The sequence below is a fragment of the Pseudomonas sp. DG56-2 genome, assembly GCF_004803755.1.
GTDB classification, from domain to species: Bacteria; Pseudomonadota; Gammaproteobacteria; order Pseudomonadales; family Pseudomonadaceae; genus Aquipseudomonas; species Aquipseudomonas auratipiscis.
Genome location: NZ_CP032311.1, coordinates 3047905 through 3068799, shown reverse-complemented (window position 1 = coordinate 3068799; position 20895 = coordinate 3047905). Strand labels below are relative to the sequence as shown.

The 20895-nt window shown below is 58.5% G+C and carries 18 protein-coding genes; 8 read left to right on the top strand and 10 right to left on the bottom strand.

The genetic code is table 11. The features are described from left to right. Window positions 1-17: 17 nt before the first annotated feature. The 3 genes from D3Z90_RS13705 to D3Z90_RS13695 all read left to right on the top strand — a co-directional run bounded on the left by D3Z90_RS13705 (window position 18) and on the right by D3Z90_RS13695 (window position 5313). Entirely contained in the window at window positions 18-1019 is a 1002-nt protein-coding gene (locus D3Z90_RS13705; RefSeq protein ID WP_136476391.1) for an HAD family phosphatase, read from the top strand. Window positions 1020-1118: 99 nt separating this feature from the next. Continuing rightward, window positions 1119-2684 carry an arylsulfatase gene (locus D3Z90_RS13700; RefSeq protein WP_136476389.1) on the top strand — a complete coding sequence of 522 codons (1566 nt, stop codon included), beginning with the start codon at window positions 1119-1121 and terminating at the stop codon, window positions 2682-2684. Between the two features lie 169 nt (window positions 2685-2853). Continuing rightward, window positions 2854-5313 carry a fused MFS/spermidine synthase gene (locus tag D3Z90_RS13695; protein ID WP_136478955.1) on the top strand — a complete coding sequence of 820 codons (2460 nt, stop codon included), beginning with the start codon at window positions 2854-2856 and terminating at the stop codon, window positions 5311-5313. 19 nt (window positions 5314-5332) lie between these two features. Here the strand turns inward: D3Z90_RS13695 and D3Z90_RS13690 are convergent, their stop codons facing one another. Beyond that, window positions 5333-5890 (bottom strand): DUF2889 domain-containing protein, encoded by a 558-nt coding sequence (locus D3Z90_RS13690; protein ID WP_136476387.1) that lies wholly within the window; start codon window positions 5888-5890, stop codon window positions 5333-5335. Window positions 5891-6072: 182 nt separating this feature from the next. Here D3Z90_RS13690 and D3Z90_RS13685 point away from each other — a divergent pair, with 182 nt between their 5' ends. Continuing rightward, entirely contained in the window at window positions 6073-7173 is a 1101-nt protein-coding gene (locus D3Z90_RS13685; protein ID WP_136476385.1) for a CaiB/BaiF CoA-transferase family protein, read from the top strand. Window positions 7174-7223: 50 nt separating this feature from the next. Here D3Z90_RS13685 and D3Z90_RS13680 read toward each other — a convergent pair whose 3' ends face one another. The 9 genes from D3Z90_RS13680 to D3Z90_RS13640 all read right to left on the bottom strand — a co-directional run bounded on the left by D3Z90_RS13680 (window position 7224) and on the right by D3Z90_RS13640 (window position 17050). Continuing rightward, on the bottom strand, window positions 7224-8045 hold the full coding sequence (locus tag D3Z90_RS13680) for an enoyl-CoA hydratase/isomerase family protein (RefSeq protein ID WP_218571397.1): 822 nt from the start codon (window positions 8043-8045) through the stop codon (window positions 7224-7226). Between the two features lie 100 nt (window positions 8046-8145). Continuing rightward, on the bottom strand, window positions 8146-9582 hold the full coding sequence (locus D3Z90_RS13675; RefSeq protein ID WP_136476383.1) for a DUF1254 domain-containing protein: 1437 nt from the start codon (window positions 9580-9582) through the stop codon (window positions 8146-8148). Window positions 9583-9620: 38 nt separating this feature from the next. After that, entirely contained in the window at window positions 9621-11105 is a 1485-nt protein-coding gene (locus D3Z90_RS13670; protein WP_136476381.1) for a DUF1254 domain-containing protein, read from the bottom strand. Window positions 11106-11161: 56 nt separating this feature from the next. Next, window positions 11162-12730: a long-chain-fatty-acid--CoA ligase gene (locus D3Z90_RS13665; protein ID WP_136476379.1), complete on the bottom strand. Its 1569-nt coding sequence runs from the start codon at window positions 12728-12730 to the stop codon at window positions 11162-11164. Window positions 12731-12833: 103 nt separating this feature from the next. Then, window positions 12834-13979 carry an acyl-CoA dehydrogenase family protein gene (locus D3Z90_RS13660; protein ID WP_136476377.1) on the bottom strand — a complete coding sequence of 382 codons (1146 nt, stop codon included), beginning with the start codon at window positions 13977-13979 and terminating at the stop codon, window positions 12834-12836. Window positions 13980-14065: 86 nt separating this feature from the next. Continuing rightward, on the bottom strand, window positions 14066-14896 hold the full coding sequence (locus tag D3Z90_RS13655) for an SDR family NAD(P)-dependent oxidoreductase (protein ID WP_136476375.1): 831 nt from the start codon (window positions 14894-14896) through the stop codon (window positions 14066-14068). Between the two features lie 35 nt (window positions 14897-14931). Beyond that, on the bottom strand, window positions 14932-15354 hold the full coding sequence (locus D3Z90_RS13650; protein ID WP_136476373.1) for a MaoC family dehydratase: 423 nt from the start codon (window positions 15352-15354) through the stop codon (window positions 14932-14934). Window positions 15355-15364: 10 nt separating this feature from the next. After that, window positions 15365-15802: a MaoC family dehydratase N-terminal domain-containing protein gene (locus D3Z90_RS13645; protein WP_136476371.1), complete on the bottom strand. Its 438-nt coding sequence runs from the start codon at window positions 15800-15802 to the stop codon at window positions 15365-15367. 60 nt (window positions 15803-15862) lie between these two features. Continuing rightward, complete coding sequence (locus tag D3Z90_RS13640; protein ID WP_136476369.1) at window positions 15863-17050, bottom strand: lipid-transfer protein; 1188 nt, start codon at window positions 17048-17050, stop codon at window positions 15863-15865. A gap of 280 nt (window positions 17051-17330) precedes the next feature. Between D3Z90_RS13640 and D3Z90_RS13635 the strand changes: the two genes are divergently transcribed. The 4 genes from D3Z90_RS13635 to D3Z90_RS13620 are packed head-to-tail and all read left to right on the top strand — an operon-like array spanning window position 17331 to window position 20886. After that, a complete protein-coding gene (locus D3Z90_RS13635) occupies window positions 17331-18086 on the top strand; it encodes an SDR family NAD(P)-dependent oxidoreductase (protein ID WP_136476367.1) in 756 nt (251 codons plus the stop codon). Window positions 18087-18127: 41 nt separating this feature from the next. Further along, a complete protein-coding gene (locus tag D3Z90_RS13630; protein WP_136476365.1) occupies window positions 18128-18883 on the top strand; it encodes an SDR family NAD(P)-dependent oxidoreductase in 756 nt (251 codons plus the stop codon). Window positions 18884-18909: 26 nt separating this feature from the next. Then, complete coding sequence (locus D3Z90_RS13625; RefSeq protein WP_136476363.1) at window positions 18910-19698, top strand: enoyl-CoA hydratase/isomerase family protein; 789 nt, start codon at window positions 18910-18912, stop codon at window positions 19696-19698. A 36-nt stretch (window positions 19699-19734) separates the two neighbouring features. Further along, on the top strand, window positions 19735-20886 hold the full coding sequence (locus D3Z90_RS13620; RefSeq protein ID WP_136476361.1) for an acyl-CoA dehydrogenase family protein: 1152 nt from the start codon (window positions 19735-19737) through the stop codon (window positions 20884-20886). The last annotated feature ends 9 nt before the right edge of the window (window positions 20887-20895 follow it).

Genomic DNA, 20895 nt, shown 5'->3' with positions numbered 1-20895 from the left:
TTACCCAGAGGCGAACTATGCAAAGGATTTCTCGGCTGTACGGGTTATTTGCGCTGCTGATGCTGGCGCCGCTGCTTGGCGTCGCCGCAGAGCCGCTGCCGTCTTGGTACGACGGCGCCTCGCGACAGGCGATCGTGCGATTTGTCGCTGCTGTGACCGAGGTCGGTGGCAAGGACTACGTGGCGCAACCAGAACGCATCGCAGTATTTGATAACGACGGTACGCTGTGGAGCGAGCAACCGCTGTACTTCGAGGTGTTGTTTGCCCTCGACGAGGTTCGGCGCCTGGCCCCGCAACACCCGGAGTGGAAAACTCAGCAACCGTTCAAGGCAGTGCTTGCCGGAGACCAGAAAGCCCTGGCCGCCACTGGCATGGATGGCCTGCTGAAAATCGTCGCCGCGACTCACTCAGATGTCAGCACCGAGCAGTTCATCGCCCGTACGCGCCAATGGCTGGCCAGCGCCGTGCACCCGAAAACGGGTAAGCCCTATACCGAAATGGTTTTCCAGCCAATGCTCGAGCTACTTGATTACCTGCGCGCCAATGGTTTCAAAACCTACATCGTTTCGGGCGGTGAGGTTGCCTTCATGCGTGCCTTTGCCGAGGAAGTCTACGGCATACCCCCGGAGCAGGTTATCGGCACGACACTTGAGGCGCGCTTCCAGGAAACCGGCGGCAAGTATTCGATCGTTCGTTCGCCGAAGTTGCTGCACAACGATGATGGCCCCGGAAAACCGGTGAGTATTGATTCGATCATCGGTCGGCGGCCGATCCTGGCTTTCGGCAATTCCGATGGTGACTTGCAGATGCTGCAGTGGACCACCGCCGGCAACGGCCTGCGCTTTGCAGGCTTGGTGCATCACACCGATGCCCGGCGCGAATGGGCCTATGACCGCCAGAGTAAGGTCGGACGCCTGGACAAGGCCCTGACTGCTGCCAGGGACAACGGCTGGACCGTAGTCGACATGGCTCGTGAGTGGCAGCGCATCTACCCCTTTGACAGCAATAAAGACCAGTGAACGAGAACCCGCAGGCACACAGGGAACCAGTCAGGTAGTCGGCCTCACGTGTACGTAGTCGTGGCACATGCCAGTAACGTGAAACGGAGCAATGGCCTTATGAATCCGAGTAGAGGGTGGTTAACGACAATGACCTTCGCCGCCACCGTGGCGATGGGCATCAACGTGGCTCATGCAGCAGATAAACCCAACATCCTGGTGATTTTCGGCGATGACATTGGGCAAACCAACATCAGTGCCTACAGCAATGGCGTGGTGGGCTACCAGACGCCCAACATCGACCGTATCGCCAAAGAAGGCATGATGTTCACCGATTATTACGCGGAGAACAGTTGCACTGCCGGGCGCTCGACCTTCATTACTGGTCAGGCGGCGCTGCGTACCGGTTTGTCGAAGGTTGGCGTACCCGGCGCTTCGGTAGGCTTGCAGGCGCGCGACGTAACCATTGCCCAGGCCCTGAAGTCGCACGGGTATGCGACAGGGCAGTTTGGCAAGAACCACTTGGGTGATCGCGACGAATACCTGCCAACCAACCATGGCTTCGATGAGTTCTTCGGCAACCTCTATCACCTCAATGCCGAAGAGGAGCCGGAACGTCCCTATTGGCCCAAGGATGATGCAGCGTTTCTCAAGGCTGCCACACCGCGTGGGGTGATCAAATCCAGTGCCGACGGTAAGGTCGAGGACACCGGCTCGCTCAACAAGAAACGCATGGAAACGATCGATGACGAGACCACTCAGGCCGCCATCGACTTTATCGACAAGCAGGTCAAGGCCGATAAGCCATTCTTTGTCTGGATGAACACCACCCGCATGCATGCCTTCACTCATGTGCGTGAATCCATGCAGGGGCAAAGCGGCATGCTCGGCAACGAGTACGCCGACGGCATGCTCGAACACGACGGCGACGTTGGCAAATTGCTCAAGAAGCTCGATGACTTGAAGATTACCGACAACACCATTGTGGTTTACACCACCGACAACGGGCCTAACCAATGGTCCTGGCCGGATGCTGCGACCACACCGTTTCGCAACGAGAAAAACTCCAACTGGGAGGGCGCTTATCGGGTTCCCGCATTGGTTCGCTGGCCTGGCAAGATTAAGGCAGACACGGTGACGACTCAGATGTTCTCCGGGTTGGACTGGTTTCCGACCTTACTCGCGGCAGCGGGTGACACTGACATCAAGGATCGCTTGCTTAAAGGCGCTGATGTTGGCGGCAAGAACTTCAAGGTGCACCTGGACGGCTACAACCAGTTGGACTTCCTCACTGGCAAGGCTGACAAGAGCGCGCGCAACGAGTTCTACTACTTCAACGACGATGGCGAGCTGGTCGCCATGCGCATGAACGATTGGAAAGTGGTATACGCCGAGCAGCGTGCACCTGGCGGCTTCAAGGTGTGGAGCGAGCCGTTTACCTCCTTGAGGGTACCCAAGCTGTTCAACCTGCGCATGGATCCCTATGAGCGGGCCGATGTGGTCTCTGACCAGTATTACGACTGGTTGACCAAGAACGATTACTTGCTTTTCGAAGCCACTATGAAGGCCGGAGCCTTCCTGGAAACCTTCGTTGATTACCCACCAAGCCAACGCCCGGCGAGCTTTAGCATCGACCAGATTCGTGCCGATGTTGACCGCAGGATCGATGAGAAAATGAAGAAGTAAACCGTGCACCAGCGCCCGTCCCCGACGGGCGCTTCCTTTTTCGTGACTCGGGCGCGGCGGCAACGGCCAGCTGACTGCCCGATAAGGTTGATCCATGCGCTCAGCTGTCAGTCCCTCCCGCGTTCGCACTGCTACCGCGCAAGCGGCAAGCCGCGACCATCGCCTGCAAATGCTGATACCGGCCGCGTTGCTGTTCGTATCCGGCACGGCGGCGCTGGTGTACCAGGTACTGTGGGTGAAGCAACTGTCATTGGTGGTGGGGGTGGAGGTGTACGCCATCACCACCGGGATCAGTGCCTTTTTCATCGGCCTGGCCCTGGGCGGCCTGCTGTTCGGTCGCTGGGCGGACCGCCTGCAGCGTCCAGTCGTCCTCTATGCCGTGCTGGAACTGGGTGTAGCGGTGTTGGGTGTGCTGGCGACATTGGCACTGGCCAACAGCGCCGGACTGTTCGCCCGGCTTGAAGCCAGCGTCGGGCTATTGGCCTGGTTTGTGCCCTTTCTGTTAGTGGGTATTCCTGCTTTTTTCATGGGCGGCACGCTGCCGGTGCTGATGCGCGCCCTGACCCCTGCCCAGGGGCAGATGGCCGAGGCCGGTGGGCGCCTGTATGCGGCCAATACCGCGGGGGCAATCTGCGGCACGTTACTGACAGCGTTCGTGCTGCTGGCCAATGTTGGTGTAACCGGCAGCGCGCTGATTGCCGCAGTACTCAATCTGCTGGCAGCGGCTGGCGCCTGGCTCTTCCGCCGTCGCGACCAGCAACTGCCCGTTGAAACACAGCGCCCGACCATGCCGCGTACCTCTGCGGCGCGCCTGGCCATTGCCCTGTACTGCGTGGCGGGTGGTGTTGCGCTTGGCTATGAAGTGGTGTGGACCCAGTCCATCGTGCAGTTCATGAGCACCCGCGCTTTCGCCTTCGCCGTGGTGCTGGCGACCTACCTGACCGGTTTGGTCATTGGCAGCGCTATTTATGCCCGGCGCGCCGACCGGATTCGTGATCCATGGGGACTGTTCGGCCTGTTGATTGCCTTGGCCGGTTTGTTTGCGCTGGTATTGGTTGCTGGGCTGGGGCGCTGGCTGATCTTCGCTCAGACCGAAGTGGAGGCGTTCGTGCTGCACCTGACCGGCAACGAACTGGCAGGTATGTCAGCACGGTTTGCCACGGCAGCGGTGTGCGTGGTGTTTCTGCCTACCACCTTGTTGGGCGCGGCGTTTCCCCTGGCCCTGCGCCTGGCGGTCGACAGCGGCCAGGTCGGCCGGGATGTCGGTACGGTGGTCGCGGTCAATACATTGGGCGGTATCGCCGGCGTCGTACTGGTGGGCTTTGTCCTGGTGCCGGAACTGGGGTTGGTTCGCACCCTGGTGGTACTGGCGTTGATCGCTGCGGCAACCGGCTGCATTGCCATGTGGCACGGCCGGGCGCAGCACAAGGGCCTGCGCGCAGCGATTCTCGGAGTAAGCCTGACAACCCTGGTGGTCGGGGTGCTGACGCCGCCGCAGCGGCTTGCCGAACTGTTGCCGGGTGCACGCAATGGCACCCTCACATTTTATGAAGAGGGCCGGGGCGGCACCGTTGCCGTGGTCTCCCAGCAACGTCAGGGGCGCAGCTTCAATCGCCTGTACATTCAAGGTGTGTCCAATACCGGCGACGCCATGCCGTCGTTGCGCTACATGCGTCTGCAGGCGCTGCTGCCACTGCTGATTCACAACGGCGAGCCCCAATCGGCCATGGTCATCGGCTTTGGCACCGGGATCACCGCGGGTGCCATGCTGCAGTTTCCCGGCCTGCAACGTCCGGTCGTCGCCGAGCTGCTACCGGAAGTACTGCAGGCCGCGCCGTTGTTCAACGGTAACTTCGCGGCGGTCAGCGACCCACGCCTGGACATCCGTCTGCGTGATGGTCGGCGTGAGCTGCTGCGCAGCGACCAACGTTATGACGTAGTCACCCTGGAGCCGCCACCGCCGTCGGCGAGCGGTGTGGTCAACCTATATTCGCGAGACTTCTATCAGTTGGCCGCCTCGCGGCTGGAGGACAAGGGTATTGTCGCCCAGTGGTTGCCGCTGCCGACCCAGAACGTTGACGACAGTCGTTCGCTGGTGCGCAGCTTTCTCGACGTATTCCCGTATGCCAGCCTGTGGACCACCGAGTTCCACGAAACGCTGTTGATCGGCTCGCTGCAGCCGCTGGCCCTGGACGTTGAACGGATCAGCCAGCGCTTTGCGCAACCGCACGTGGCGGCGGCGCTGGCCGAAGTCGGGGTGCCAACGGTCGAAGCCTTGCTCGCCACCTGGCTGACCGACCGCCAGGGCCTGCAGCACTTTGCCGGTGATGCCCCAGCGGTCACCGACGACCTGCCGCGAATCGAATACGCGCCCTGGGTCCGTTCGCGAGAAATCACCCGGGTGCTGCCGCCATTACTGGCACTGAGGACGTCGCCGCCGCTGCAACACACCGACCAAGCCCAGCGCTTAGCCGTGGAGCAGCAGTGGAGGCTGTTGCGCCAGTTCTACGGCTTGACCCTGATGGCTTATGGCGGTGACCGCCAGGGCTGGGCGCGGGAAGTACCGCAGTTGATGCAAAAGGCTCCAGATAATCCGTATTTCCGCTGGTTTTTTACCAACAGCCAGTGAGTAGGCCGGCGCCAGCAGATCAGCCTTCCGGCCATATCAGCCGAACCGCTTCGCCATCGGTTCGATAGGCATGGCAGGTCCCAATCACCCAGGGTCTTGGCACGGGAGCGCTAGGGTTATTGGCATGTTTCTGCTGTTGGGCTTGGTGCTGAAAGAAAAAGGTGGTCTGGAAAGCGGTGGTCGCCATCGGACCCAGCAGTTCGGTCAAGTGGGTACAACCCAGGCTGGCCCCCACTCGCTGGAACACCTGTTTTTTAAAACCAGACCCAATCTTCAGGCCGATCAGTTGCGTGTAGCTCGCATTGATTTGCGCGCAGTAAGGTGTGGGCCCAGCTTCGGTAAAAGCTTCAACGTCATGAATAACCAGATCCAGGTCGATGACTAGGCGCAGGCGCATCTGATGGATCGGTTCACCCGCACGCACATACTTGAAAAACATATCGCTGTCGTCGGTCTTGATGTCTTGCAAGCGACCTTCAATTTCGTACAGACCATCGCTTCGGACATAGCCGTTACAGGTTACTTGTCGCGAGTGCAGCAATCGGCGGCTGGTACGTTCATCGGTGTGGCGTGGCATACCCTTTACCTTTTCTGGCTAAAAGAGAATTACAGCGGCAATGCTTGATTTTCGGTGGGCTGCGGGTTGAAAGAACACCACCTTTCATGGGTTGGAGGCAGGGTTCGGCAAATCACTTAATCTGCCATCTGTTTGCGCGACGTACTGCCCAAATCAGGCAAAAACAAGAAAGGAGAGCGTCCATGTTGTCGGGTATCAAGGTTGTTGAAATCTGTGGAATTGGCCCCGGGCCATTTTGTGCCATGCACTTGGCCGACCTTGGGGCGGATGTCATCGCTATCGAGCGCGCCGACCAGGGGGCGAACGCCAGGACCAACTTGATCAATCGTGGCAAACGCTCCGTCAGCGCCGACCTGAAATCAGCTGAAGGTCGCGAGCTGGTGCTGCGTCTGATCGAAGATGCCGATGTTTTGATCGAAGGCATGCGTCCCGGCGTTATGGAACGCCTGGGGCTTGGGCCCGAGGTGTGTCAGGCACGTAATCCGCGTCTGGTGTTTGGCCGTATGACGGGTTGGGGTCAGAGCGGGCCGATGGCTCAGGCGGCTGGTCATGACAACAACTACATTGCGCTATCCGGTGCACTGTTTCATAACGGCACATCGAGCGAACCACCGAGTACCGCGATCACGCTGCTCGGTGATATCGGCGGTGGTGCGTTGTACCTGGCGGTGGGGCTGTTGGCTGGGGTGCTGCGGGCACGTCAGACCGGGCAGGGCACTGTGGTAGATGCAGCGATTCTCGACGGTTCGGCGCATATGATGCAGTTGATGCTGTCTACCCGTAACGCCGGGTTCTTCGGCGAGGGCTTCCAACGCGGCAACAACCTGCATGACAGCTCACACTTCTATTCGACTTACCGTTGCGCTGATGGCGAGTTCATCACGCTAGGTTCCATCGAGCCGCAGTTCTATACACTCTTGCTCGAAAAATTGGGCCTGGCGGACGACCCACGTTTTGCCCGACAGTGGGGCAGCAGCAAGTGGCACGAAATGCATCAGCACTTCGCTGAACTGTTTGAATCGCGCACTCGTGCGCAATGGTGCGAGGTGTTGGAGTACTCCGATGCTTGTTTTGCGCCGGTACTGAGCCCGGATGAGGCTGCGCAACACCCTCATAACGTCGCTCGCCAGTTGTACTTTGAGCGCGATGAACTGTTGCAAACGGTGGCTGCACCGCGGTTTGATAACAAGGTGGTGATTCCAGGACCAATCCCTGGCTTTGGTGAGCACACCGAACAAGTTCAGGCAGCGCTAGAAGACGCTACTGCATCGGTATGGCGTTGACAGGTCAAACCACAAATAGCAAGCCGGTCGCTTTCGCGTACCGGCTTTTTTTAGCGTTGGCGACGGCTGGTGGCCTGCTCTTGGCGAAACCGGGCAAATACTTGAGGCATTTCATCCGAGCGGGCGGCTAGCGCCTGGCTGCGGTTTTCAAGCTCGATAGCGGCCTGCAGCGAAGGCGCATCAACGTTCATTTGCAAGCCTTGTTTGGTCAAACGCATGGCAAATGCTGAGTTGCGGGCTATCTCGCGGGCAACCTCATAGGCACAACCAAGCAGTTCTTCGGCGGCAACCACTCGATTGGTCAGGCCGATGCGTGCAGCCGCCTGGGCGTCGATGATGCGCCCGGTAAGCATCAATTCACTGGCATGAGCCATGCCAATGATACGTGGCAGCAACCAGGACATACCGACATCGCAGGCCGACAGTCCCAGGCGGGTGAACGCGACGCCAAAACGGGCCTGTTCGCTGGCGATACGAATATCGGCTGCCAACGCCAGCGCCAGTCCGCCACCGGTGGCGGCGCCATTGACCGCGGCGACGACTGGTTTGGGCAAAAGGCGCAATGCATAGACAGTGCTGCCGGCCAGCTCCTGAATCTTCATATACGCCTCGATACTCAACTGCGACAGCCTTCCCGCCACCTCAAGATCGAGGCCTGCGCAGAAGCCACGACCCGCACCGGTCAGGATCAAAGCGCGTACCTCGGGGTCTGCTTCGGCGACGAGGGCGAGTTGTTTGAGTTCGTGGAACATATCCAGATCAATAGCGTTGAGGCTTTCAGGCCGAGCCAGGGTGACCAGGGCGATGCCGTCGGCATCTGGTCCAGCAATGTGTAGGCGCGTGAAAGGCATACGGGCGAGTGAATCGCTCATGGCGGTACTCCGAGGAAGATGTGTATGGGCAGGGCGTCAGCAGCTTGTCCAGTAGCCATCGGTGCAGGCTCGCGCACCGATGGCCATGAACGTCAGAACGTCAGTTGATCTGTTCGATGTCGTTGAGAACCCAACTGCGGTCCTTGATGGCCTGCTCAGGACCATAGATTCTGAACAAAGTGAAAAAACGTTGGCCAGCCTGGGTGCTGATCCAATTACTTTCCTGTCCGGGAGGTGGTTCTGGGGCAAAGTACAGGTCTACGGTACCGTCGGCATTGCGCTTGAGCTTTTTGTCATAGGAGTCCAGACCGACTACCGGCGCCTTGCGGATGAAACCGCCAGTGCTGGCATCATAGGCATCCACCGACCAGAATTCCTTGGCGGGCGCATTGGCAGGGATACGCAGACGGTAGCGTTTGCTTCCGTCCAGTAGCTGACCTGCACCGGTCTCATAGCTTTTCATGTAGACGTGTGGTGTTGGTGGCACAACAGGGCCAAACATCGCGAACCAGGCAAAGGCACGTTCATCGAGCAGTAGACCTTGATCTGGCAGCACGAAGGTTACCCCGGACGCTAAGCTGGTTTTCGGATCGGCCAATGTGCGCCATTTCCGTTGTCCGCTCCAGATGGCCAGCCCAGACTGTTCGTAACCTGTCATCAGGTAGGCTTGAGCCTGCTTGGCTGCCGTGTCGAGCAACTTGCGCTGTTGAGGGTCAGGGTTGAAGTGCAGCGTTTTACCGATACCGAGCGTACGAAACTGCCCCATGATGGCCACATCACGTTCCTGCATTGGCTCCTCGATGACCATCGTCGCGAGCGAGTCATACAGGCTGTCATCAAATTTGGGCAGTGCATCGTAGACCTTGTCCGCCATGTCGATGAAGCGGCCTGATGAGGAACTACCAGTCCCCCCCAGAGGGTAGACCTTCATGTTTTTCAGATAATCGACACCGTGCGCCAGGTCCTTCTCGCCACCCGACCTGGTTATTACCCGCAGCAGACTGTAGTTGTTGAAGGTCTTGCTCTGTACTGGAACATAGCCTGCTGGTACCTGCCCGCTATAGCCCGGTGGCAGTACCAGGTATCGTCCACCTTTGCCTTGGTCCTGGCCCTTGTTACCGACGTTGACCATCGGTGTGGTCCAGGCGTCGATCAGCGTTCCATACAAACCTGCCTCCTGCGTCGCAGGAATATCAACGACCACAGGTCCGTCCTTGAGGTTGATGAAGAACATCACATACAAGGTGGAGTGGTTAGGAGTAGCGGTCTGGTTGCGCCAATCTGAAGGGCGCGACCAGTACATGATGTCGTTGTATTGGGCGCCAGCATCGCGAAAATAGGCCTGGCGCATGGCGTTGAAATTCAACAAGGGCATACCCCATAACGCTGCTTCCATCGCACGGCTTTCCATTACCCGTGTGGTGATTTGCGATTGGCTGGCAGCGGCCGGGGCCTTTTGAAACATAATAACCAGCAAGGCAAGCAGTACCAGGACCGTCGCCGTTGTCGGACGGTTCAAGCCAAAATGATGTCTCATGAGCAATCCTTTATGTATTAGAAAATGACGTCACCGGTTCAGTTCACTGGGTTGAAGTCACCTGGCTTCCAGGCTCCGTCGAAGGCCGGTTTGTCGGGGCCATAAATACGGAAGTAGGCGAACCAACCCTTGCCCGGAGTCGTTTTGATCCAATTCTGTTCCTTGCCGGGGGGCGGAGTAGGGCCGAAGTACAGCTGGGCTGTGCCAGTGTGACCTTGACCCTTGAGCTCCTCGAGGGAGCGCAGGGCTGCCTTGGCCTGCGGAGTTTCGATTTGTGAGCGTGTCTGGCTGTCGTAGACAGTGACTGACCAGAACAGCTTTGCCGGCAATGGCAACGGCACGCTAAGGGTGTAGGCCTTTGCTCCGTCCAGGTACTGCCCCTGGGCGTCACGGCTACCTAGCCAGTAGAGTGAACCTGCACCCGGCGCGCGCCGGAACATTGCTGGAGAGGCGATCATGGCTTGGAAGAACCATTTCTCTCTGGCTTGCAGATCGGTGTAGCCACCAGTGCTGAAGGTACCGTTTTCCGGGCGCAACACCGCCCATTCCCACTGGCGATCCGGCCACACGACGCGATCAGGGCGACGGTCGGCGAACGATTGCACGCGCATTTGCACCATGCCTTTTTTTGCTGCCTCAATCAGAATGCGCTGCATGCGAGCGTCGGGCTCGAACGGTTTGTCCTTGGCGATACCCAATGCTGCAAGTTCACCGTAGTAGTTGCTGTAGGCCGGGTTGGCCGGCTCTGAATCGAGCAAGGTGTGTAGGGTGCGCCAATATTGGAGGTTGTCTTCGAGCTTTACTGGTGTCAGGTCAACTGCGTGCTCACTCAAATTCACCCAGCTTGGCGCCACCCAATCCGCGGAATTGTTCAGCGGGTAGACTTTTACGCTTTTCATTAATGCGATGGCACCCTCGATATCACCTTTTATCGGCAGTGCACGCAGCAGCAACAACAGCTTGTTGGTGGTAGAACGACCAATAAAATAGCCTTCTGGAACCGGTCCGTTATATTCCGGAGGCAGGATCAGGTGTTTGCCACCCTTGCCTGCATCGGGACCAGGCACGCCGAGGTCCATGATCCAACTTTGGTTCAGATCATTGGCCACGCTCATCAGTGGCCCTGGCGGAAACTCTACGACCATCGGCCCGGCTGACAGGTCTATGGGCGCTCCGGCATACGGGGTATCAGAGTTCGCCGTAAATGCCCGCTTGGCGGGTGAGCCCTGCATCAGCGCGAACACCTGGTTGGGCTGCATGCCGTCCTCGATGTTGGCCTGCCAGAGATTCATCATCGAGACATTTGGGTAAAAAAATCGGTAGGCCTGTACTGCTCGGTTCAGGTCGATTTCATCGTAGACCTGGCTGATGGTGGCCGGACTCGGGTAGCCGTTTTGAAACTCGTATTGAGTAGAGGCACCAGGGGGTGTGGGTTGCGCCAGTGCCAACTGGACAGTTGCGAGGTTGATCAGAGTGAGGGTTTTCAGGGCGCGTCGAAGCGGTACGCCAATGCGTATTGTCATTGTTCTGGCTCCACAGAGTGATTATCCCCTCTGCTGTAAAGGCAGAGGGCGATGATTCAGGCGATGTTGCGCTGATGGCCTTCCCAGAAGGCTTTACGCAATTCGTTCTTTAGCACCTTACCCACACTGGACAGCGGCAGGCTGTCGCGGAATTCAACGCTTCGTGGGCACTTGTAGCCAGCAATGCGCTCACGGCAATGGGCAACGATTTCCTCACCACTGACGGTCACGCCAGCTTTGAGGATGATAATGGCGTGGACCGATTCGCCCCATTTCTGACAGGGGATACCAATTGCAGCGATCTGTGAAACGGCGGGATGGCTGGCGATTGCGGTTTCGACTTCGGCGCTGTAGATGTTCTCGCCACCACTGACGATCATGTCTTTGAGGCGGTCGCAGACGTAAATGAACCCATCATCGTCCATGTACCCACCATCGCCGGTGTGCATCCAGCCATTTCTCAGCGCTTCGGCAGTTTCTTGCGGTTTGTTCAGGTAGCCCAGCATGACGTTCGGGCCACGAACGACGATCTCGCCGACGGTACCGCGCGGTACCTCGTTGTCCTGGGCATCGACGATGCGCACTTCTACGCAAATGGCTGGACGCCCGGCCGAATACATCTTGCCGCTGTCGTGGTGAGCTTGGCAGTGGTATTCCGGCGCCAAGGTGGTGGCCATGGGGGCAAGTTCGGTCATGCCGTAGCCCTGGGAGAAGCCGGCGGCGGGGAAGGCCTGTTGCGCACGATCGAGCAGGGCCGGAGTGATGGGCGAGGCGCCATAGCCGATACAAGCCAGCGAACTCAGGTCCAGCCTGCGTGCTTGCTCGGATTTGTCACGGCAATCGAGCAGCATTTGGATCATGGTCGGGGCCAGTAGAATCTCGGTGATTCGTTCCTGATCGATGGCCTCCAGTACCTTTTGGGGGACAAAGGAGGGCTGTACAACGTGTATGCCACCACTAGAGAACAGTGCAGTCATGGCGGCGAAGTCAGCCAGGTGAAACATTGGCATCACATGGAGAAAAACTGCATTCGCCCCGTAGCTGCCTGAGTTCAAAGTCGCCATCGCGGAAAAGGCAACGTTGCTATGACTCAGCATTACGCCTTTGGGGAATCCAGTGGTACCACCGGTATAGAAGATCCCTAACAGTTCATCACCGCCACGACGTGCGTCCTCGATCGGCATTGAGGATGCCAGCAGGTCTTCGTAACTGAGCATGCCGTCGGGGACTTCACCCTCGCCGGCATAAATCAGCGTGCGCAGGGTCTTGGACTCGGCCGCAACTTTTCTGCCCAGGTCGAGGAAGGTTTCATCGACGATCAGCACCGAGGTTTGCGAGTCATCCAGGGAGTAGATGATTTCGGCGGCACTCCAGCGGATGTTCACCGGATTGAGCACGGCGTCCGCCCAGGGCACGCCCAAGTAATACTCAATGTAGCGCTGAGAGTTGAGTGAAAGCATAGCCACGCGATCCCCGCGGGCTACCCCCAAACCCTGCAGGGCGCTGGCAAGCCGTGCAACACGTTCGCCCAATTGGGCGTAAGTGATACTGCGCCCGGCAAAGCGCACGGCGGTGGCATGGGGCCTGGCTTGCAAATGACGGTGCAAACCTTGAGTGATGTACATGGGCTACTCCAATCTTGTTGTTATCGTTAGTCGTATCGCCACATCTGGCACGGCGCTGGTACGCACAACAATGCCGAAAGCCATCCCTGGCAAGAAACAGATTTCAAAGTGAGCGGCCAACCAATTCCCGCTGGATTTCATTGGCGCCGCCGTAGATTCTTGCCACCCGGGCATCAGCCCACATCCGGGCGATCGGGTATTCGTTCATGTAGCCGTAGCCACCGAAGAACTGCAGGCAGCGGTCGAGGACTTCGCTGTTGCGTTCGGTCAGCCAGAACTTGCCCATCGAGGCAGTCGCCGAATCCAGCTTGCCTTCGACCCATTGCTGGATCAGATGGTCACAGAAGGTTCGCGATGCCAGCACCGTCGCCTTGACGTCAGCCAGGGTGAAGCGGGTGTTCTGGTAGTCTAGAACCGCTTTGCCAAATACAGTGCGTTCCTTGACGTAATCCAGGGTCAGCGCCAGTGCTCGCTCCATCTGTGCGGCTGCGCACATGGCGATCTGCACCCGTTCGTACGGAAGTTGTTTCATCAGGGTGTAGAAACCCTTGCCTTCGACGCCGCCTAGCAAACAGTCGGCGGTAACTTCGACGTCATCAAAGTACATTTCCGAGGTGTCGGAAGACTGTAGGCCCACCTTGTCCAGGCATTTTCCGCGACGAAAGCCAGGCAGCGAGGTGTCGACCAGGAAGATCGAAATGCCTTTGGGGCCGGCACTCTGGTCAGTCTTTGCGACCACAGCCACCATGTCACTGAGCTGGCCATTGGTAATGAAGGTCTTGGCACCATTGATGATATAGCGGTCGCCTTGCTTCACCGCGCGGGTGCGCACCGCCTGCAAGTCAGAGCCTGTGCCAGGCTCGGTCATGGCGACCGAACAGATGACTTCACCGGAGGCAATCTTCGGCAACCAGAACTGCTTCTGTGCCGCAGTGCCGTCATCAAGGATGTAGTGGCCGACGATATGGTTGATGGTCAGGCCCAGACCCGACACGCCGGCATAATTGAGCTCGTTTACCACTGCGGCGACGTGGGCAGGCGTGCCGCCCGCACCGCCATACTCTTCAGGTAGATCAGGCAGAATCATGCCCATTTCACCGCACGCCAGCCATGACTCGCGGTCGGCCTGATGCTGCTCACGCCATTTATCTTCGCGTGGGGCCAGAGTCTGAGTGACGAAGCGACGAATACTGTCGGCGAAAGGTTGTACGTCTTCCGTCATCCACGGCGAGCGATAGTTTTCCAACATGGCAAATTCCTCGGTTGTTTTTGTAATTCTATGCCCGATCACGCCTGTTCAATGCAGCAACAGGCGTGAGCCAAAAGCAGCGATTATTAGAGGCTGCCCATTCCGCCGCCACAGACCAAAGTCTGACCCGAGACGTAGTTGGCTTCTGGCAGGCACAGCATCACTACCGAGCCTGCGGCCTCTTCAGCGGTACCCGGACGGCCCAACGGGATATTCTGGCTGGCGCCGTCGATCATCGCCTGTTGAACGCCGACTTTGATCTCGCGGCCTTCGATGTTCACGGTTTTGCTCTCGGTACCGGCCAGCGCCTGAGTCAGGCGGGTATCAATGAAACCGAAGGCTACTGCGTTGACACAGACTTTCATCCGGCCCCACTCGCGCGACAGGGTCTTGGTCATACCCAAAATACCGGCCTTGGCGGACGAGTAGTTGGTCTGTCCGGCGTTACCGCCAGCGGCTACCGAGGAGATGTTGACCACCTTGCGGAACACTTCCTTACCTTCGGCAGCTTCTTTCTTTGCTTGGGCGCTGATGATCGGTTGTGCAGCGCGCAAAATGCGGAACGGCGCGGTCAGGTGGCAGTCGACAATCGCGTACCACTGCTCATCGGTCATCTTCTGGATGACGTTGTCCCAGGTGTAGCCGGCGTTGTTTATGATGATATCGATAGCGCCAAAGTTCTGCACCGCGGTTTGGACAAAGCGGTCAGCAAAATCGACGGCGGTGACACTGCCTACACAGGCCACAGCTTCGCCGCCAGCGTTGCGGATCTCAGCGACGACTTCTTCGGCAGGGCCTGCATCCAGATCATTGACCACGACACGGGCGCCATAAGCGGCCAACTGCAGGGCAACACTGCGGCCGATACCGCGACCGGAACCGGTAACCAGAGCGACTTTACCTTCGAGCTTTTTCATCTTTTATTCCTGTAGATTGTTATTTTTGTGGGGATTTAAGCCAGGGCGATGATGGCTTCACCGGCGAGCTTTTCTTCGCCGTATTGATTGCTGCAGCGGATGGCCAGGCGAACGAGCTTTTCACCATCCTTTTCAAATTTTTCGGTGACCTTGCCAGTGCAAGTGGGGACATGACCCAGTTGAGTAATGCCGGTGAAACGAATGGCCAGCTTGCGCACTTGCTGTTGTGGCACCCAATTGGTCAGCAAGCGCCCCAGGTAGGCAGCCGAGAGCATCCCGTGGGCAAACACATCGGGCATACGCGCCTTGCGGGCGAAGTCGATGTCGATGTGAATTGGGTTGTGATCGCCCGAAGCCCCGCAGTACAGAGCCAGTGTGGTGCGGTTCACAGGTTGCAGTTTGAGCAGGGGAATCTCGTCGCCAACCTGGATATCGGAGTATTGAACGGCAGCAGTCATCGGGGGCTCCTTAGCGCTGTACGAGCGAGCAACGGACGTCGGCAATATGCTCGCCATCCTGGTTGGTGACACGGATCTCACTGACCACGAACTGCAAGGCGCCACCTTTTTTCTCGTAGACATCGACGATCTTGCTATCGAAGGTCAGTGTGTCTCCCGCGACGGCCGGCCGGTGATAGATGAACTCTTGTTCGGCGTGCAGGATACGGCCCAGGTCAAAGCCGTAAATGTTCAACTGCTCGTCCAGGTCCCGCCCTTCGCCACCCAGGCACATCAGGAAGGTTGGCGGTACCGGCAGAGAGCGGTAACCCGCGGCTTTGGCTGCCTCCTCATCGGTGTAGATCGGATCAGTTTCGCCAATGGCCTTGGCGAAGAACCGCAAGCGGCCTTTTTCGACTTCGGCGGTGGTCACGCCGAGGGAACGGCCGATCAGACTCTTGTCTGCCATATCAGGTGCTTCCTGTCTTGGGTCACAAATACGCGCCGCGCGAGCGGCGCGGGTCAGTTATCAATTACGGCCGAACAGGGTGACGATGCAGGCGCCGCCCAGGCCGAGATTGTGTTGCAGCGCAAAGTTCACGCCTTCAACCTGGCGTGCTGCGGCGGTGCCGCGTAGTTGGTGGGTCAACTCGTAGCACTGCGCCAGGCCTGTGGCGCCCAACGGATGGCCTTTGGAGAGCAAACCGCCGGACGGGTTGGTGACAACCCGACCGCCATAGGTGTTGTCGCCATCGAGGACGAATTGCTCCGCCTCGCCTACGGGACACAGCCCCAAGGATTCATACGTGAGCAGTTCGTTATGGGCGAAGCAGTCGTGCAGCTCGGCCACACGAATGTCGCCAGGACCAATGCCAGCTTTCTCGTAAACCTGCTGCGCTGCGCGCTGGGCCATGTCAAAGCCAACCATCTGGATCATCGACGGTGGCTCGAATGCAATCGGTTTATCGGTGGTCAGCGACTGGGCCAGGATAACTACATCGCGACGCAGGCCATGCTTCTTGGCGAACGCTTCAGTGCAGACAACGGCAGCAGCGGCGCCGCAGGTCGGCGGGCAGGCCATCAGTCGCGTCATGACGCCTGGCCAGATCACCTGATCGTTCATGACGTCTTCGGTAGTCACCACTTTGCGAAACATCGCCAAGGGGTTGTTGGCAGCATGGCGGCTGGCCTTGGCGCGGATAGCGGCGAAGGTGCTCAGTTGGGTGCCGTACCTTTCCATGTGCTCACGGCCTGCGCCGCCGAACATTTTCAGCGCCATTGGCAATTCGGCAGCGTCGCTCGCGAGGTGGTCGACGATGGCAATACTTTGGCCCATTGGACCTGGGCGATCGTCCCAGTGACTCTTGAGCGCACCGGCCTGCATCTGTTCAAAACCCACGGCCAGCGCGCATTCGACTGCGCCGCTTTCCACCGCCTGGCGTGCCAGGAAAAGTGCGCTGGAGCCGGTCGAGCAGTTGTTGTTGACATTGATGACTGGGATACCGGTTAGCCCGACCTTGTACAGCGCTGCCTGGCCGCACGTGGAGTCGCCATACACATAACCGGCGTACGCCTGCTCGATCAGGTCATAGGTGATTCCCGCGTCCTTGAGGGCGAGGTTTACCGCTTCGGAGCCCATCTCGATATAGGTGCCGCTGGTGCCCGGTTTCACGAAAGGAATCATGCCGACACCGGCCACATAGGTTTTCTGCGACATCTCAATCTCCACGCTCAGTTGAGGTTGCTTCGCCAGAAAAGACGGGCGAGGCGCCAGCGGCAAAGGGTGCCGCACATGGTTCAACTCTGGCTCAACAGTGAGGTTGAGTAACCTGATCAGGATGGGTGGGGTGCTCATCAGTGCAGAGGACTATCAAGGCCCATACGAAGTGGGTGGTTAGGCGCCAGAGGTGGCTGTAATAACCTTGATCGCCTATGAGCGCTGTGGCTGTGGGCCTTTGCCGGGCCGGCAGCCAGCGCAACCTACTTTTGGAGCTTCTATGACTCTTCTACGCAACAAGGTAGCGATCATTACTGGCGGAGCATCAGGTATCGGCCGTGTTACCGCTCAGCTGTTTGCCAGAGAAGGTGCTCGTGTTGTGGTTGCCGATATGGCCGTGGACGCTGGGATGGAATTGGTCGAGCAAATCACCCAGCAAGGTGGTCAAGCCTGTTTCCAATACCTGAATGTATGCCGTGAAGAAGACTGCGCCGCACTGGTCGACGCAGCCCTGACGCGTTATGGACGCCTTGACATCGCCTTCAACAACGCCGGGATCTTTGTGCCCCCGGTGCTTTTGGAAGAGCAGACCCTTGAGCAATGGCAGCGAGTGCTCGAGGTCAACCTGACAGGGGTATTCAACTGCATGGTGCCTGAGTTGCAGGCAATGAAAGAGCGGGGCGGTTCAATCATCAATACCGCTTCGATCGCTGGCCAGACTGGAACGCCTGGTACTGCTGCTTACTGCGCCTCCAAACATGGAGTCATCGGGCTGACCAAAAGCGCTGCGCTGGAATATGGCAAGTACGGTATTCGCATCAATGCCTTGTGCCCAGGGCTGGTTGCAACGCCCATGACTCAAGGGGCGGACAGTGGTTTCAACAGCAGGATGATCGAGATGGCAACGCACAACGCGCCGCTGCGTCGTCAGGCTGCGCCGGAAGAATTGGCAGTCATGGCGTTGTGGCTGGCATCGGACAAGTCCTCATATGTGACGGGAGCACAGTTCACCGTCGATGGCGGAGCCACCGCGTAAACCGGCGCTACGTTGCACATTCATTCGATTCGGGAGCTTTTATGAAAGTATTGGAAGGCAAAGTGGCCATTGTTACTGGTGGCGCATCTGGTATTGGCAAGGCGACTGCCCGATTGTTCGCCGATGAAGGCGCTCGCGTGGTGGTCGCAGACACTGATGTGCTTGCAGGTCAAGCAGTCGTCGATTTGATCGAACAGGTGGGGGGGCAGGCATTTTTTCAGCCCTTGGATGTGCGCAGTGATGAGCAGTGCGCAGCCCTGGTGGCAGCGACGCTGGCACGATTTGGTCAACTTGATATTGCCTTCAACAATGCTGGAGTCAGTGGCACGCCAGCAATCACCGACGCGCAACCGCTGGAACAATGGCGGTTGGTGCTGGACGTCAATCTGACTGGCGTCTTCAACTGCATGGTGCACCAGTTGCGGGCCATGAAAGGCCAGGGTGGTTCGATTATCAACACCGCCTCGATCATGGGATTGCAGGGTACCCCAGGTGCTTGCGCGTACAGCGCCTCGAAGCACGGTGTGATCGGCCTCACCAGGAGTGCGGCGTTGGAGTACGGCAAGCATGGCGTGCGCATCAATGCCCTGTGCCCGGGGTACGTCACCACCCCCATGACGACCGGGCCTGAATCTGAATTTGACGCCCGCACATTGGAACTTGCGCTGAAGCGCGTTCCTTTGCGTCGAATGGGTGAGCCTTTTGAGCAGGCCGAAATGGTCCTGTGGCTTGCATCGGATAGCGCCTCCTACGTAACCGGCGCGCATTTTGTTGTCGATGGCGGCGTAACCGCCTAATCCCTTGCAGAGCCTGCGGAGGTTCCATGAAGTACGCACATTATGAGTTCATAAAATTCGCCTTGGACAAGGGCGTGATGACCTTGCACCTGAATCGGCCTGACGCAATGAATGCGATCAATGCCGGTCTGCACCAGGAGCTGTCGCAAGTGTTCGCCGATATCGCTGCGGACCCAGAGGTACATGCTGTGGTGCTGACCGGGGAAGGGCGCGGCTTTTGTGGCGGGGGCGACCTTAGCTGGTTTCGCGATATCACCCCTGCAGGCGTCGACAAGCTGTTTCGCGAGGCACGTAAGCTGATCATCGACCTTTTGGAGCTGCCTCAGCCCATCATTGCCGCCGTAAATGGTCATGCCGCCGGCTTGGGGGCCACGCTGGCGCTTTTCTGCGACATCATTATCGTTGCCGAATCGGCAAAAATCGCGGACCCGCATGTGCGCATCGGCGTGGCGGCAGGCGATGGCGGTGCGGCGATTTGGCCCTGGCTGGTCGGGCCGGCGCGCGCGAAACAATACCTGTTTACCGGCGACAGTCTGACGGCCACCGAGGCTGAGCGCATTGGCCTGGTCAACCAGGTGCTTGCCGACGATCAGGTGCTTGAACACGCGACGGTGCTGGCCCGCCGACTGGCTGACGGTCCGCGTTTGGCCATCGCCGCGAGCAAGGCGTCGGTCAATAAAATCCTGCGCGACACGGTCAACCTTGTGCTCGATACCTCGCTGGCGCTGGAGAAGGAAAACTTCTATAGCGCAGACCACAAGGAAGCCATCAACGCCTTCCTGGAAAAACGCGCGCCGGTTTACTGCGGGCGCTAACGCACCGCTCCTGTTTGACTCTATGAAGGTATCGCGATGACTGTGCAATTGAATCGGCACCCGTGGATGACTGATGAACTGGCGATGTTCCGCCAGCAGGTCCGGCGCTTTGCTGAAGAACGAATGCTGCCGCAAGCTGAAAAGTGGCGCAGGCAGGGTTACATCGATCGGCCTATCTGGCGCGAGCTGGGCGAGCTCGGCATGATGCTCCCGGAAATCCCGGAACAGTATGGCGGTGCGGGCGTTTCATTGGCCTATCAACTGGTGGTGGTCGATGAGTTGGCGCGGGCCGAAATGCCGATGAAGCACTCGGTGCATTCAATAGTCGCCCATTACCTGCTGACCTACGGTACCGAAACGCAACGCCAGCGCTGGTTGCCCAAGCTCGCCAGTGGTGAATGGCTGACGGCTATAGCCATGACCGAGCCCGGTTGCGGCTCGGACCTGAAGACGTTGCGCACCCACGCCCAGCGCCAGGGTGACCACTATGTGCTGAATGGGTCCAAGACCTTTATCACCAACGGCTCCACCGCGCAGCTGATCGTGGTCGCCTGCAAGACCGATCCTGGCTTGGGAGCCAAGGGCGTGTCGTTGCTGGTGGTAGAGGTCGACAACCCACCGCCGGGTTTCCGGGTGGGGCGGGTACTGGACAAAATGGGACAGAAGTCCGCTGATACCTGTGAATTGTTCTTCGACGACGTCAAGGTACCGGTGGAAAATCTGATTGGTGGCGTCGAAGGCCTGGGCTTTGCACAGATGATGAGTGAGTTGCCCTGGGAGCGATTGATCGTTGCTGTCGCCGCGGCAGCGGTAATCGAGCGCGCCGTTGAGCACACCGTGGAGTACACTCGCGAACGCAAAGCCTTCGGTCAAAGCATTTTCGACTTCCAGAACACTCGTTTTAAACTCGCCGAATGCGCGACCATTGCTCATATCGTGCGCAGCTTCGTCAACGACTGCACGCAACGTCTGCTCGATGGGACGCTCGACCCCGAAGCGGCGTACATGGCCAAATGGTGGTGCTCGGAGCAGCAATGCAAGGTACTCGATGATTGCCTGCAATGCTATGGCGGTTATGGCTACATGAACGAGTATCCAATCGCACGCATGTACGCCGATGCCAGGATCCAGCGAATCTACGGCGGTACCAACGAACTCATGAAAGAGCTGATCGCTCGCAAGCTCTAGTCACCGTTC

Excerpts from the sequence above, each read along its gene's own strand:
- D3Z90_RS13635 (WP_136476367.1), top strand. The coding sequence starts at position 17,331 with ATGACTCTTCTACGCAACAAGGTAGCGATCATTACTGGCGGAGCATCA.
- D3Z90_RS13705 (WP_136476391.1), top strand. The coding sequence starts at position 18 with ATGCAAAGGATTTCTCGGCTGTACGGGTTATTTGCGCTGCTGATGCTG.
- D3Z90_RS13695 (WP_136478955.1), top strand. The coding sequence starts at position 2,854 with ATGCTGATACCGGCCGCGTTGCTGTTCGTATCCGGCACGGCGGCGCTG.
- D3Z90_RS13625 (WP_136476363.1), top strand. The coding sequence starts at position 18,910 with ATGAAGTACGCACATTATGAGTTCATAAAATTCGCCTTGGACAAGGGC.
- D3Z90_RS13630 (WP_136476365.1), top strand. The coding sequence starts at position 18,128 with ATGAAAGTATTGGAAGGCAAAGTGGCCATTGTTACTGGTGGCGCATCT.
- D3Z90_RS13645 (WP_136476371.1), bottom strand. The coding sequence starts at position 15,802 with ATGGCAGACAAGAGTCTGATCGGCCGTTCCCTCGGCGTGACCACCGCC.
- D3Z90_RS13685 (WP_136476385.1), top strand. The coding sequence starts at position 6,073 with ATGTTGTCGGGTATCAAGGTTGTTGAAATCTGTGGAATTGGCCCCGGG.
- D3Z90_RS13640 (WP_136476369.1), bottom strand. The coding sequence starts at position 17,050 with ATGTCGCAGAAAACCTATGTGGCCGGTGTCGGCATGATTCCTTTCGTG.
- D3Z90_RS13675 (WP_136476383.1), bottom strand. The coding sequence starts at position 9,582 with ATGAGACATCATTTTGGCTTGAACCGTCCGACAACGGCGACGGTCCTG.
- D3Z90_RS13650 (WP_136476373.1), bottom strand. The coding sequence starts at position 15,354 with ATGACTGCTGCCGTTCAATACTCCGATATCCAGGTTGGCGACGAGATT.
- D3Z90_RS13680 (WP_218571397.1), bottom strand. The coding sequence starts at position 8,045 with ATGAGCGATTCACTCGCCCGTATGCCTTTCACGCGCCTACACATTGCT.
- D3Z90_RS13690 (WP_136476387.1), bottom strand. The coding sequence starts at position 5,890 with ATGCCACGCCACACCGATGAACGTACCAGCCGCCGATTGCTGCACTCG.
- D3Z90_RS13670 (WP_136476381.1), bottom strand. The coding sequence starts at position 11,105 with ATGACAATACGCATTGGCGTACCGCTTCGACGCGCCCTGAAAACCCTC.
- D3Z90_RS13655 (WP_136476375.1), bottom strand. The coding sequence starts at position 14,896 with ATGAAAAAGCTCGAAGGTAAAGTCGCTCTGGTTACCGGTTCCGGTCGC.
- D3Z90_RS13700 (WP_136476389.1), top strand. The coding sequence starts at position 1,119 with ATGAATCCGAGTAGAGGGTGGTTAACGACAATGACCTTCGCCGCCACC.
- D3Z90_RS13665 (WP_136476379.1), bottom strand. The coding sequence starts at position 12,730 with ATGTACATCACTCAAGGTTTGCACCGTCATTTGCAAGCCAGGCCCCAT.
- D3Z90_RS13620 (WP_136476361.1), top strand. The coding sequence starts at position 19,735 with ATGACTGTGCAATTGAATCGGCACCCGTGGATGACTGATGAACTGGCG.
- D3Z90_RS13660 (WP_136476377.1), bottom strand. The coding sequence starts at position 13,979 with ATGTTGGAAAACTATCGCTCGCCGTGGATGACGGAAGACGTACAACCT.